General features: G+C 58.4%; 12 protein-coding genes. 3 read left to right on the forward strand and 9 right to left on the reverse strand.

Annotated elements, in window-relative coordinates:
* Positions 1 to 74: 74 nt before the first annotated feature.
* The 6 genes from msrQ to M9827_RS21915 all read right to left on the reverse strand — a co-directional run bounded on the left by msrQ (position 75) and on the right by M9827_RS21915 (position 6,063).
* On the reverse strand, positions 75 to 698 hold the full coding sequence (gene msrQ, locus M9827_RS21890) for a protein-methionine-sulfoxide reductase heme-binding subunit MsrQ (RefSeq protein ID WP_250607107.1): 624 nt from the start codon (positions 696 to 698) through the stop codon (positions 75 to 77).
* Complete coding sequence (msrP, locus tag M9827_RS21895) at positions 698 to 1,711, reverse strand: protein-methionine-sulfoxide reductase catalytic subunit MsrP (protein WP_250607108.1); 1,014 nt, start codon at positions 1,709 to 1,711, stop codon at positions 698 to 700. The genes msrQ and msrP overlap by 1 nt, the downstream gene beginning before the upstream one ends.
* A gap of 63 nt (positions 1,712 to 1,774) precedes the next feature.
* Positions 1,775 to 2,632 (reverse strand): CDP-diacylglycerol--serine O-phosphatidyltransferase, encoded by an 858-nt coding sequence (gene pssA / locus M9827_RS21900; RefSeq protein ID WP_016983477.1) that lies wholly within the window; start codon positions 2,630 to 2,632, stop codon positions 1,775 to 1,777.
* A gap of 147 nt (positions 2,633 to 2,779) precedes the next feature.
* A complete protein-coding gene (ilvC, locus tag M9827_RS21905) occupies positions 2,780 to 3,796 on the reverse strand; it encodes a ketol-acid reductoisomerase (protein WP_007909969.1) in 1,017 nt (338 codons plus the stop codon).
* A 48-nt stretch (positions 3,797 to 3,844) separates the two neighbouring features.
* On the reverse strand, positions 3,845 to 4,336 hold the full coding sequence (gene ilvN / locus M9827_RS21910) for an acetolactate synthase small subunit (RefSeq protein WP_003205610.1): 492 nt from the start codon (positions 4,334 to 4,336) through the stop codon (positions 3,845 to 3,847).
* A gap of 2 nt (positions 4,337 to 4,338) precedes the next feature.
* Positions 4,339 to 6,063 (reverse strand): acetolactate synthase 3 large subunit, encoded by a 1,725-nt coding sequence (locus M9827_RS21915; RefSeq protein WP_123449640.1) that lies wholly within the window; start codon positions 6,061 to 6,063, stop codon positions 4,339 to 4,341.
* A gap of 400 nt (positions 6,064 to 6,463) precedes the next feature.
* Here M9827_RS21915 and M9827_RS21920 point away from each other — a divergent pair, with 400 nt between their 5' ends.
* Positions 6,464 to 6,880: a DUF4124 domain-containing protein gene (locus tag M9827_RS21920; RefSeq protein ID WP_250607109.1), complete on the forward strand. Its 417-nt coding sequence runs from the start codon at positions 6,464 to 6,466 to the stop codon at positions 6,878 to 6,880.
* Positions 6,881 to 6,985: 105 nt separating this feature from the next.
* On the opposite strand, the gene M9827_RS21925 is transcribed toward M9827_RS21920, so the two are convergent.
* From M9827_RS21925 to mrcB, 3 genes are read right to left on the reverse strand one after another with little or no spacing between them, the layout of a single operon-like run.
* The gene (locus M9827_RS21925; RefSeq protein WP_250607110.1) at positions 6,986 to 7,321 is read right to left on the reverse strand and encodes a YqcC family protein; all 336 of its coding nucleotides are present in this window, start codon (positions 7,319 to 7,321) and stop codon (positions 6,986 to 6,988) included.
* The gene (locus tag M9827_RS21930) at positions 7,321 to 8,070 is read right to left on the reverse strand and encodes a tetratricopeptide repeat protein (RefSeq protein WP_250607111.1); all 750 of its coding nucleotides are present in this window, start codon (positions 8,068 to 8,070) and stop codon (positions 7,321 to 7,323) included. Before M9827_RS21930 ends, M9827_RS21925 begins: the two co-directional genes overlap by 1 nt.
* A 16-nt stretch (positions 8,071 to 8,086) precedes the next feature.
* Entirely contained in the window at positions 8,087 to 10,411 is a 2,325-nt protein-coding gene (gene mrcB, locus M9827_RS21935) for a penicillin-binding protein 1B (protein WP_250607112.1), read from the reverse strand.
* 118 nt (positions 10,412 to 10,529) lie between these two features.
* Here mrcB and M9827_RS21940 point away from each other — a divergent pair, with 118 nt between their 5' ends.
* A complete protein-coding gene (locus M9827_RS21940) occupies positions 10,530 to 12,086 on the forward strand; it encodes a bifunctional aminoglycoside phosphotransferase/ATP-binding protein (protein ID WP_250607113.1) in 1,557 nt (518 codons plus the stop codon).
* A gap of 90 nt (positions 12,087 to 12,176) precedes the next feature.
* Positions 12,177 to 12,521 (forward strand): pentapeptide repeat-containing protein, encoded by a 345-nt coding sequence (locus tag M9827_RS21945; protein WP_250607114.1) that lies wholly within the window; start codon positions 12,177 to 12,179, stop codon positions 12,519 to 12,521.
* Positions 12,522 to 12,791: the final 270 nt, after the last annotated feature.

Raw genomic sequence — 12,791 nt, forward strand, 5'->3', positions numbered from 1 at the left:
TCTCAAGGAGTTTTCCGTTTCGACTGCGCCGGAAGTGGGGCGAATTATAGACATCTGAAATCTGCCGTCAACCGTTAATTTCGCTTTTCTCGCAAAACCTGCTTTTTAGCCAACAAACGCGGAATCCGACGCATCACTGGCGGAATACGCAGCACCAGAAGCACCGCGCCTACAAAGGCATAGATCGCCCACTCCTCCAGATCAGCGCGCACGATCCACAACATATGCAGCAACCCCAGCCCCAGAATCACGTACACCAACCGATGCAGCTTCTTCCAGCGCGAACCTAAACGACTCTGACTGTAGCGATTTGACGTCACCGCCAGCGCCAGCAGTCCAAGAAAACCCAATGCCCCCACTATTATGTAGGGCCGCTTGCGTAACTCGACCGCCAGTTGCGACCAATCGAAGCCGAGAATAAATGCCATATAGCTGCATAGGTGCAAAACCACATACGCAAAACACCAGAGGCCCAGCTGTCGGCGCACTGCAATCCACCCTGCCCACCCGGTTAGCTTTTGCATCGGTGTCATGCTCAGGGTGATCAACAACAACACCAACGTTCCCAAGCCCAGCCGATCCACCAGCACTTTGCCAGGATCAGGCCCGAGCAAATCCCCGAGCGCCTGGTACAACCACAGCATCGGCCAGACTGCCGCCGCAATGAAAACGCCTATACGCCAATACGGGAATCGCATCAGTAGTTCTTCCGCAAATCCAGCCCTGTATATAAAGAAGCGACTTCATCCGAGTAGCCGTTGAACATCTGCGTATCCCGCACATTTGGCTTGAACAGACTGTTTGGCAATCGCCGCTCCCGCGCTTGGGTCCAGCGCGGGTGATCAACCGTCGGGTTCACGTTCGCGTAGAAGCCGTACTCATCCGCCGCAATGCTTTGCCAGGTTGTCTTCGGCTGCTCACTGACCAGACTGATACGGACGATGGACTTAACGCTCTTGAAGCCATACTTCCACGGCACCACCAAGCGCAGAGGTGCGCCGTTCTGATTCGGCAGCTCGCGGCCATACATGCCCACCGCCAGAATCGCCAAAGGATTCATCGCTTCATCCAGTCGCAAACCTTCTACATAAGGCCAATCGATCAGGGCAAACCCGGAACGCTGGCCGGGCATGCTCTTGGGATCCTGCAAGGTTTCAAAACGGATGTATTTGGCCTTGGACGTTGGCTCCACCTGCTTGAGCAGCGCTGAGATTGGAAAGCCGATCCACGGAATGACCATCGACCACGCCTCGACACAGCGCAAACGATAGATACGCTCTTCCAGTTGGTACGGCTTCATGAAGTCTTCCAGCGCATAGCGTCCTGGCTTACCGACCTCCCCGTCCACCACGACACTCCACGGTTCGGTTTTCAGCGAGCCGGCATTTGCCGCTGGATCGCCCTTGTTGGTACCGAACTCGTAGAAGTTGTTGTAATAAGTGGCGTCCTTATAAGGCGTGATCGCCTCATCCTTGACGTTGACGGCGCCCCATTTAGTAGAAGGAAGTTTCTCGGCGAACCATGCGGGAGCCTTGCCCGGCTCGACATCGGCATACCGCGCCGCATCGTCGGCGTTGGCCCAGCGCGGCAGGCTACTGACGGCGATACCGGCAGCAGTGGCCCCCAGCAATTGGCGGCGAGAGAGATAAATGGATTCAGGCGTAACATCCGACTCGTGGCAGTCGGACGCTTTGGGGACTTTGATCAACATGGCAACTCCGCAGCTTTGGAGGACAGATGCACCCATAGACTGCGGAGTATGCGGGAAATTACATCACTCGGCTTTTTTGTGCCGACGAAGATGCAACAGGTACTGAACCGGACCGGATGCCGCGTAAGCGAGGAATACCAGCAGCAGAATGCGCGGTGGATCGCTGAACACCACGGCGAACACCAACACCACCGCAAGGATGGCCACGAACGGCACGCGCCCTTTCAGATCCAGCTCTTTGAAGCTGTTGTACTTGATGTTGCTGACCATCAGCATGCCGGCAGCCGCCACCATCAACGCGACCAGGAACGACATCTTCGAACCCTGAATCCCGTAATCGCTGAATGCCCAGACAATCCCTGCCACCACACCAGCAGCCGCCGGACTGGCCAGACCAATGAAATAGCGCTTGTCCGCCGTACCGACCTGGGTGTTGAAACGCGCCAGACGCAACGCTGCGCCTGCCACATAGATAAAGGCGACCATCCAGCCAACCTTGCCCATGTCGCCCAATGCCCAACCAAAGGCCAGTAACGCCGGCGCGACACCAAAAGCAACCATGTCCGACAGCGAGTCGTACTCGGCACCGAAGGCACTTTGCGTATTGGTCATGCGCGCGACACGGCCGTCGAGACCATCGAGCACCATGGCGACAAAAATCGCGATCGCGGCGAACGCGAAATACTTGCTCGCGTTCGCCGAATCGCCGGCGCTCAACGCGGCCTGGGCGCTCATCGAGTTGATGATGGAGTAAAACCCTGCGAACAGGTTCGCAGTGGTGAACAGATTCGGCAGCAGATAGATACCACGATGCCGGACTTTACGACCTTCTGCGTCGTGCCCTTCCTCGATGTGTTCATCGATGGGCAGCAGGCTTTCGGCGTCAGAAGCCTTGTTCGGCTCTTCGGGACGTTCGCTCATGGACATTACCTTGCAACGGTTTGGAGAAAATTCGACAGAGGCTTGAGGACGACAGTTCGGCCACAAACGATGCAGCTTTATACCAGAACCACCGCCTCAAACGAAAAAACGCGGCCGAGGCCGCGTTTTTTTCGTACAAGGGACGACTTAGTTTTTGGCTTTGTCGACGATCTTGTTGGCACCGATCCACGGCATCATGGAGCGCAGTTGCTCGCCGATGACTTCGATACCGTGAGCGGCGTTGTTACGACGCTTGGCGGTCATCGAAGGGTAGCCGGTTGCGCCTTCGCTGATGAACATTTTGGCGTATTCACCGTCCTGAATACGTTTCAGGGCGTTGCGCATGGCCTGACGGGATTCGGCGTTGATGACTTCCGGGCCGGTCACGTACTCGCCGTACTCGGCGTTGTTGGAGATCGAGTAGTTCATGTTGGCGATACCGCCTTCGTACATGAGGTCAACGATCAGTTTCAGTTCGTGCAAGCACTCGAAGTAGGCCATTTCTGGCGCGTAGCCAGCTTCAACCAGGGTTTCGAAACCGGCTTTTACCAGCTCAACGGTACCGCCACACAGAACGGCTTGTTCGCCGAACAGGTCGGTTTCGGTCTCGTCCTTGAAGGTGGTTTCGATGATGCCGGTACGACCGCCACCAACGCCAGCAGCGTAGGACAGTGCAACGTTTTTGGCGTTGCCCGAGGCGTCCTGGTAGATCGCGATCAGGTCAGGGATACCGCCGCCCTTCACGAACTCGGAACGTACGGTGTGGCCCGGGGCTTTCGGCGCGATCATGATCACGTCGAGGTCGGCACGCGGAACAACCTGGTTGTAGTGGATCGCGAAGCCGTGGGAGAAGGCCAGGGTGGCGCCTTTCTTGATGTTCGGCTCGATTTCGTTCTTGTACAGCGAGGACTGGAACTCATCCGGGGTCAGGATCATGACCAGGTCGGCAGCCGCAACAGCGGAAGCAACGTCGGTCACTTTCAGGCCGTGAGCTTCAGCTTTGGCAACGGTAGCCGAACCTTTACGCAGACCAACGGTAACGTCGACACCGGAGTCTTTCAGGTTGCACGCTTGGGCGTGGCCCTGGGAACCGTAACCGATGATGGCAACTTTCTTGCCCTGGATGATCGACAGGTCGCAGTCTTTATCGTAGAAAACTTTCATGAATTTCCCCTATATATCCAGGCCGTTCAGGCCATTCGCTAATTTGGTTTAGATGCTGAGTACTTTGTCGCCGCGGGCAATGCCGGTCACGCCGCTACGGACGGTTTCCAGAATCGATGCGGTGCCAATGGACTGAATGAAGCTGTCGAGCTTGTCGCTGGTACCGGTCAACTGAACGGTATACACGCTGGCACTGACATCGACGATCTGTCCACGGTAAATATCGGTGGTGCGTTTGATCTCGGCGCGCTGGGCGCCAGTGGCCTTGACCTTGACCAGCATCAGTTCGCGCTCGATGTGAGCACTTTCCGAGAGGTCCACCAGCTTGACCACTTCGATCAGCTTGTTCAGGTTTTTGGTGATCTGCTCGATGATTTCATCGTGGCCAACGGTGGTCAGCGTCAGACGCGACAGGGTCGGGTCTTCGGTCGGGGCCACGGTCAGGCTTTCGATGTTGTAGTTGCGCTGCGAGAACAGGCCGACTACGCGAGACAAAGCGCCGGGTTCGTTTTCCAGAAGCAAGGAAATAATGTGCCGCATGATTAAGTACGCTCCGTCTTGCTCAGCCACATATCGCGCATCGAGCCGTCTTTGATCTGCATCGGATAGACGTGCTCGCTGGTGTCGACCGAAATATCGATCACGACCAGGCGATCCTTCATGGCGAACGCTTCTGCCATCTTCGACTTCAAATCTTTCGATTCGGTGATGCGTACGCCAACGTGGCCGTAGGCTTCAGCCAACTTGACGAAGTCAGGCAGCGATTCCATGTAGGAGTGCGAGTGACGGCTGCCGTAGCTCATGTCCTGCCACTGACGAACCATCCCCAGAACACCGTTGTTCAGGATGACGATTTTTACTGGCAAGCCATATTGCAGGCAGGTCGACAGTTCCTGGATGTTCATCTGGATACTGCCTTCGCCGGTGACGCAGGCAACGTCGTCATCCGGGAAGCTCAACTTGATGCCCATGGCCGCCGGGAAACCGAAGCCCATGGTGCCCAGACCACCGGAGTTGATCCAGCGATTCGGCTTGTTGAACGTGTAGTACTGCGCAGCGAACATCTGGTGCTGGCCCACATCGGAAGTGATAAAGGCATCGCCCTTGGTCACTTCGCAGAGGGTTTCGATCACGGTCTGCGGTTTGATCATGCTGCCGTCGCCCTTTTCATAAGGGAACAGGCCGCGATCACCGCGCCACTCATCAACCTGCTTCCACCAACTGGCCACGGACTCCTTGTTCGGGGTCTCGCCGATTTCCTTGAGGATCGCAACCATTTCGGTCAGGACGCTCTCGACCGGACCCACGATTGGCACGTCAGCCTTGATGGTCTTGGAAATCGAAGCCGGGTCGATGTCGATGTGAATGATCTTGGCATTCGGGCAGAACTTCGCCGCGCCGTTGATCACGCGATCGTCGAAACGCGCGCCAACCGCGAGGATCACGTCAGCATGGTGCATCGCCAGGTTGGCGGTGTAGCTGCCATGCATGCCGAGCATGCCGATGAACTGACGATCAGTACCCGGGAAACCGCCCAGGCCCATCAGCGTGTTGGTCACGGGCAGGTTGAGCATCTTCGCCAGTTCGGTCAGCGGTGCGGAACCGTTGCCGAGGATTACGCCGCCACCCGAATAGAGCACTGGACGCTTGGCCGCCAGGAGCATTTCTGCCGCCTTGCGGATTTGCCCGGAGTGACCGCGAACGGCCGGGCTGTAGGAACGCAGCTTGGCTTTCTTCGGGAAGATGTATTCGAACTTCTCGGCCGGGTTGGTCATGTCTTTCGGGATATCGACCACGACCGGGCCCGGACGACCGGATTGCGCCAGGTAAAAGGCCTTCTTCATGACTTCCGGGATTTCCGAGGCGTGCTTGATCATGAAGCTGTGCTTCACGATCGGCCGGGAGATACCGATCATGTCGGTTTCCTGGAACGCGTCGGTGCCGACCATGGTGCTTGGCACCTGACCGGAAATGATCACCATCGGAATCGAATCCATATAGGCCGTGGCGATACCGGTGATGGCGTTTGTGGCGCCTGGACCGGAAGTCACCAATACCACGCCGGCTTTACCGGTGGCACGGGCGTAGCCGTCAGCCATATGGGTTGCCGCTTGTTCGTGACGAACCAGGATGTGAGTCACTTCCGGTTCTTTGAACAGGGCATCGTAAACATGCAGGAGAGCACCACCCGGGTACCCGTAGATATATTTGACGCCTTCGTCACGCAAAAAGCGGACGAGCATCTCACCGCCAGATAAAAGCTCCACGTTGTTCACCTCTAAAACGCCAGAATACCGCCCACGAAAAATGGGACGGGTCTTAATAGGTTTACTTCTCGGCAGAGCATGAGCGACGGTGGTCGCCGACTACGTCAGCACTGACTGAGCAAGTATTGGGATCGTCCCAAGTGTTGCGGGCCTTTCCCACCCAGCGCGAGGTAACGCGTTGCGGGTGTAACAGGTCGGCGCGGATGTGCGCCTCATGATCTACCGAGTGGGTCTGCTTCTGGCAGTCCCTCTACAGCGGACTTTGGATTCTTCTGTTTCGCCCTCTCCAAGTCAAGCCGTCTATGTGGTTAATTGTGGGTAAGCACATGAGAACGCAAGAAAAAACCTGAAAACCGCTACTCTGTTAGTGTCAATTGCGCACTTTTGCCAAGGATTCAGCATGCGAACGCTCCTTCTTACTCTGCTGATCGGCCTCAGCCCCTGGTGTTCGGCCGCTCAAATCTACAAATGGGTCGATGCCCAAGGTGTCACGCACTTCGATGCGCAGCCGCCACAAGGTCAGCCGGCCACCACGGTGCAAACGCCCTCCTCGCCCGCGCCGAAACCTGCAGCGATGCCTGGCAGCGGCGCACTGGGCGATCAGAAAGCTATCGACGACAAGGTGAAGAAACAGGTAGCCGAGCAGCAGGCGCAGCTCAAGGCGTTTTGCGAGCAGGCACGGACGAACCTTGCGCAATTGCAAAACAATCCGCGTCTGAGGGAGGAAGTGGAGGGACAGTTGCGGAGGCTGGATGATGCCCAGCGACAGGAACGCATTATCGAGGCGCAAAAACAGATAGCCGAGAATTGCCAATAGGCATCTGCAGGACTGTAGGAGCTGTCGAGTGAAACGAGGCTGCGATCTTTTGACTTCAAAGATCAAAAGATCGCAGCCTTCGGCAGCTCCTACACAGAATCGGTACTAGCGCGAGGCAGTGATCAGCCGGTCAAACTCTTTGAGCAGCACCTGCAATTGACGATCCTTACCACCCACGTTGCGCTGGGCGAAGACCATTTCTGCCATTTCCTGAATACCCGAGGCACTCGGCAACGGCAGATCCTGCTCAAGAATCATCTTCATGCGTGGCAGGAAGATCCATTGCAGCCATTGCTCGAAGTCGAGCGTATCGACCGAAAACGGCTCGACACTGCTCAGTGCCTCAACCGACGGCTGCACTTCGTCCCACCAGCCTTGCGTACGCAGTTCACGCTCGATCAGCAACAGCTGATCGGCGATCTTCGGGAAACGAGCATCCATCACAGCGAAACCCTGGCCTTCTGACGGGCCTGAGCGGCGCCGGCGGAATCGCCTTGTTTCTCGCGGGACTGGGCGATGATTTCCCACAGGTTGGCTTGCAGGTCCGGGCGGCCGTTGGCCATGGTCAGCGCACGACGGGCGAACTGCTCGGCTTGCGGCGCGTCACCTTGAGCCATGCGCACCTGCGCCAGACGATAAAGCACTTGCGGCTCACGTGGCGCGACACGCTGGGCACGCTCCAGGCTGGACGACGCACCGTTCAGGTCGCCACCGGCCTGTTGCTGTTGCGCGGTGGTCAACAAAGCGAGGACCGGACCGTCCAGTTGCTCATCGGCCGACAGACCGCCGCCACTGCTGGCCGAAGGAATGCCGCTCGGCGTCGATGGCATGCTGTAGCTGCCGGAGTTGATCGGTGCCGACTCAACTGCCGAAGGGTTGTAAGGCCCCGGAGTAATGCCGCCGGACGCCGGACCCGGCACGATTGGCGAAGTACTGATCGGCGCGGAAGTCGTCGCGCCGCCACCCGGCACCATCACCACCACGCCAGTGTCACCTTGCGGAATCGCCTGAGTCTGGCCCTGCGCAGGACGCTTGACCGTCGTTTGACGGAAACCGCCATTGGCCGAAATACGTTCGCTGTTGGACACCGCAGTACCGGAATCGACCACCGGGATCGAACCACGTTGTACGGTAGAGCAGCCGCTGAGCAAAGCCACGGCGGTCACCGCTGGAATCAACCACTTGTTCACTTGAAACCCTCTTTGCTTAATTCATCCAGCCCTTGACCCAATCCATCACCGACTCGCCGGAGGCAGGCGTTTCGCCCGCACACGCGGCGCCGGGTGGCGGTTCGCTGCCGCGAATATACGGCATCTGCACCGCCCCTGGGCAGTTGGCATCGGAGCCCTGCCCGGTACGCGAATCGACCCATGCCTGCACGACGTTGTCCGGTTGCGGCATGTCCAGCGGCAGCGGATCGGCCTTGCGCATGAAACTGGTCCAGACCTGCAGCGCACCGGTGGCACCGGTGAAGGGTGTCTTGCCGTTGTCATCACGACCCAGCCAGACCACCGCCAGCAGATCCTGGCTGAAACCGGCAAACCAGCTGTCACGGGAATCGTTACTGGTACCGGTCTTGCCCGCCAGCGTCAGAGTCTTGGGCAACACGTTATAAACCGAGCTGCCGGTACCTTCACGCATCACGCGCTGCATGGCGTTCTGGATCAGATAGATGGACGCCGGATCGAAACGCTGCTCGATCTGGAACGGATAACGCTTGAGCGGTTCGCCCTCGGCTGTCAGTACGCTGCGAATGCCGCGCATCGGCGTATTGAAACCACCATTGGCCAGCGTCTGGTACATGGTCGCCACTTCGATCGGCGTCATGCCGCCGGCACCGAGCAACATCGATGGAAATGCCGGAAATTCGCGAGTCACACCCAGACGACCCAAGGTCTTGAGCACATTCGGCACGCCCACCTCCAGACCCAGTCGCGAAGTCGACAGGTTGTAGGAATGTGCCAGCCCCTGATAGAGGAACACAGTGCCGTGGGAGCGGCGATCGTAGTTCTGCGGCTTCCACACCTGACCGTTCGCGCCTTTGACCGACAAAGGGTCGTCCGACAGCCAACTGGTCAGGGTGTACTGGCTCGGTTTCTCCAGTGCGGTCAGATACACCGCCGGCTTGATCAACGAGCCGATCGGGCGCACGGCATCCAGCGCACGGTTGAACCCGGCATAACTGGCCTGACGGCTGCCGATCATCGCCTGGACTTCGCCGGTTTCCGGATTGGTCACGACCATCGCCGCTTCCACATCATCAGAACCTTTGCGCCCGGCCAGACGTTTGAAGGTGTCGTTGACCGACGCTTCAGCCTTCATCTGCAGGATCGGGTCGAAACTGGTGAAGATGCGCAGGCCTTCTTCGGTCAAGTCTTCGTCGCGGTAATCTTCACGCAACTGGCGTTTGACCAGATCGATAAAGCCCGGGAAGGAACTGTCGGCGAGCTTGCCGCGCGTGGTCACACCCAATGGCATTTTCTTCGCCGCTTCGACCTGTTCGGCCGTCGCCACGCCCTGCTGCTCAAGCACGTCGAGCACCAGGTTACGCCGCTCCAGCGCACGCTCCGGGTTGCGACGCGGGTTGTAGTAGGACGGGCCTTTGACCATACCTACCAGCATCGCCACCTGATGCAGTTTCAGCTCGGACAATGGCTGACCGAAGAAGAACTGGCTGGCCAGACCGAAACCGTGCACCGCACGCTGACCGTCCTGCCCGACAAAGACTTCGTTGAGGTAGGCCTCAAGGATTTCCTTTTTGTCGTAATGCAGTTCCAGCAGCATCGCCATCATCGCTTCGGTGAGCTTGCGGGTCAGGCTGCGTTCGTTGGTCAGGTAGAAGTTTTTCACCAATTGCTGGGTCAGCGTACTGCCGCCCTGCGTCATCTTGCCGCCCGAGGTGTTGACCCAGATAGCCCGGGCAATCGACTTCGGCGACACGCCCCAGTGGCTGTAGTAATCGCGGTCCTCAACAGCGACCAGGGTTTCGAGCAGATACGGTGGCACCTGATCGAGCTTGATCAGAATGCGGTCTTCGAGGTTCTTCGGATAAATACCGCCGATCATCAGCGGCTCGAGGCGCACCACGGACAATTTCGAACCGTTGGTCGCCGACAGCTCAGCCACATAATCGCCAGAGAAACGCACGCGCACCGGCTGCGGTTTCTCCAGGCCTTCATAGAACTGGAAGCCACGAGTGTTCAGATCGACGGTATTGCCGTTCACCGCTGCGGCACCGGGGCCATTGCTCACGGCTTCGCGGCGATAGCCGAGGGCATCGAGCTCGGTAAGGAAATCGTCCTTGCTGAGCTTTTGTCCGACGAACAGCTCGAGCGGGCGCGCGTAAACCTTGGCCGGGATGGTCCAGCGCTTGCCGGAGAACTTCTCCTGCACCACGGCATCGAGGTAAACGGCGAAGCCGGCCAGCACGACAAGGCCGACCAGACTGAGTTTAATGGCCCAGCTCAACCATGGGCTGAGGCCCTTGGAGGGTGGTTTTTTCTTGGTACGGGGAGATCGAGTTCGAGTCATGGCGGCGGATTATACGCACTTTATTCATCCTCAACAGGAGCGCTCCGAGGTTTGCGTCAGGCTGGCGAGCGGCCATAATGGCCACCTCGAATTTCCCCCAGTCTCTGAAGGATCGCCCGTGAGCCAGTCACTGATCGCTGCCCTGCAAAACCCGGCCCTCTACCCGCACCCTGTCGAAGGGTTTCAGGTCATCGAAACCCATATCTCGTGGGTGATCCTCACCGGTCCCTTCGCTTATAAAGTGAAGAAGCCGGTCAATTTCGGCTTCCTCGACTTCACCGGCCTTGAGTCGCGCGCACATTTCTGCGCGGAAGAGCTGCGTTTGAACCAGCGTCTGACCGATGATTTGTATCTGGAAGTGTTGCCAGTCACCGGCAGCGTTGAAGCACCGCAACTGGGTGGCGAAGGTCCGGCCATCGAATACGTACTGAAAATGCGCCAGTTCCCGCAGAGCGGTTTGCTCAGCACCTTGCAAGCCAACGGCGAGCTGACGACTCAGCACATCGACGAGATGGCCGAGCAGATCGCACGCTTCCACCTCAGCGCGCCAAAAGTCCCGGCCGAACACGATGCCGGCACCCCGGACAGTGTGATGGCGCCGGTCTCGCAAAATTTCGAACAGATCCTGCCGTTCCTCAGCGACAAAAACGATTTGCTGCAACTCGAAGCATTGAAAGCCTGGGCCGAAAGCAGCTTCGAACGTCTCAAGCCGCTGTTCGCCAAGCGCAAGAGCGAAGGTTTCACCCGTGAATGCCACGGCGATATCCACTTGGGCAACGCCACCGTCATCGACGGCAAAGTGGTGATCTTCGACTGCATCGAGTTCAACGAACCGTTCCGCTTCACCGACGTCTGGGCCGACACCGGGTTCCTCGCGATGGACCTGGAAGACCGTGGCCTGAAATCCCTGGCGCGCCGCTTCATCAGCCAGTACCTGGAACTGACCGGCGACTATCAAGGCCTGGAAGTGCTCAACTTCTATAAAGCCTACCGCGCCCTGGTACGCGCCAAGGTTGCCCTGTTCAGCATGCCGGCGGACGCGACCCCGGTGCAGCGCGCCACCACCCTGCGCCAGTACCGCAACTACGCCAACCTGGCGGAGAGCTACAGCACCATTCCATCGCGCTTCATGGCAATCACCCACGGCGTTTCCGCTGTCGGCAAGAGCCACGTGGCCATGCGTCTGGTCGAAGCACTGGGCGCGATCCGCCTGCGCTCGGATGTCGAGCGCAAGCGCCTGTTCGGTGAGCAAACCGTCGCCAACGACGTGCAGGCCGGCATATACAGTGCCGACGCCAGCGCTGCGACCTATGCACGCCTGCATGAAATCGCCGAAGTGATCCTGCACGCTGGTTTCCCGGTGGTGATCGACGCGACTTACCTCAAACGCGAGCAACGCGACAACGCGGCGACCGTCGCCGAAGCCACCGGCACGCCATTCCTGATCCTCGACTGCAACGCACCACAAGCGGTGATCGAGAGCTGGCTGGCGATCCGTCAGGCCGACCAAAAGGATCCGTCCGACGCCACCCTGGCCGTGATCGAAGCGCAACAGGCCAATCGTGAAGCGCTGACGCCGGAAGAAATCCTGCGCAGCAAACGCGTACAGACCAATGAATCCGGCACGCTGGACACTGTGGTTGCGCAGATCCGTCAGCGCCTGCCAGGCCTGTAAGAAACTATTTCGGCCGTGAAGCCCTCGCTTGCTTCACGGCCGTCAAATAGTGGCACTATACTGGCGTCATAAAACCAACGGTGATATGACATGAGCCAGCCGAAACTTCTCGACACCCCGCTGTATGCCTTGCTGCACAAAGACGACATCGCAGGCTTTAACAAAGAACGCCCACAGGATGGCCCGATCGACATGGTCGGCGGTGATTTCCGTGGTCTGGATTTGCGTGAACTGAATGCCGATGGCGTGGATTTCCGGGACGCGTACTTCCGTTCCGCCGATTTGCGTGGCATCGATTTCCGCAACGCGTCGCTGGAAGGCGCGAGCCTGGCGCACGCACAGATTTCCGGGGCGTACTTCCCGCCGGAGCTGAGTGCTGACGAGATTCTGATGTCGATGAATTTCGGTACGCGCCTGCGTTATCGCACTCGCTGACAGTTCTTTTGCCTCTCTGACACAACGCCCCCCTCCTGTGGGGCTTGCCCGCGAAGGCGGAGTGTCAGTGACCCTGATCGTGAAAGTCATACCGCTTTCGCGAGCAGGCTCGCTCCCACATTTGCTATGTGTTCTCTCCCGCCTTTCTGCCTTCGCAGGCCTTTCAAGCGCCCTTTCTTAGAAGCGTTTGCGTTGAATCCGACCAAACAACCACGCTTTTCCTACTGATGGCTACACTCCTGAGAAGCTCGCCAACGCACCATTCGGCCG

It is taken from the genome of Pseudomonas sp. AKS31 (genome assembly GCF_023634765.1).
Lineage (GTDB): Bacteria > Pseudomonadota > Gammaproteobacteria > Pseudomonadales > Pseudomonadaceae > Aquipseudomonas.

Bases quoted from the DNA above. Each gene is read 5' to 3' on its own strand.
- msrQ (WP_250607107.1), bottom strand. From the start codon at position 698: ATGCGATTCCCGTATTGGCGTATAGGCGTTTTCATTGCGGCGGCAGTC.
- msrP (WP_250607108.1), bottom strand. From the start codon at position 1,711: ATGTTGATCAAAGTCCCCAAAGCGTCCGACTGCCACGAGTCGGATGTT.
- pssA (WP_016983477.1), bottom strand. From the start codon at position 2,632: ATGAGCGAACGTCCCGAAGAGCCGAACAAGGCTTCTGACGCCGAAAGC.
- ilvC (WP_007909969.1), bottom strand. From the start codon at position 3,796: ATGAAAGTTTTCTACGATAAAGACTGCGACCTGTCGATCATCCAGGGC.
- ilvN (WP_003205610.1), bottom strand. From the start codon at position 4,336: ATGCGGCACATTATTTCCTTGCTTCTGGAAAACGAACCCGGCGCTTTG.
- M9827_RS21920 (WP_250607109.1), top strand. From the start codon at position 6,464: ATGCGAACGCTCCTTCTTACTCTGCTGATCGGCCTCAGCCCCTGGTGT.
- M9827_RS21925 (WP_250607110.1), bottom strand. From the start codon at position 7,321: ATGGATGCTCGTTTCCCGAAGATCGCCGATCAGCTGTTGCTGATCGAG.
- mrcB (WP_250607112.1), bottom strand. From the start codon at position 10,411: ATGACTCGAACTCGATCTCCCCGTACCAAGAAAAAACCACCCTCCAAG.
- M9827_RS21945 (WP_250607114.1), top strand. From the start codon at position 12,177: ATGAGCCAGCCGAAACTTCTCGACACCCCGCTGTATGCCTTGCTGCAC.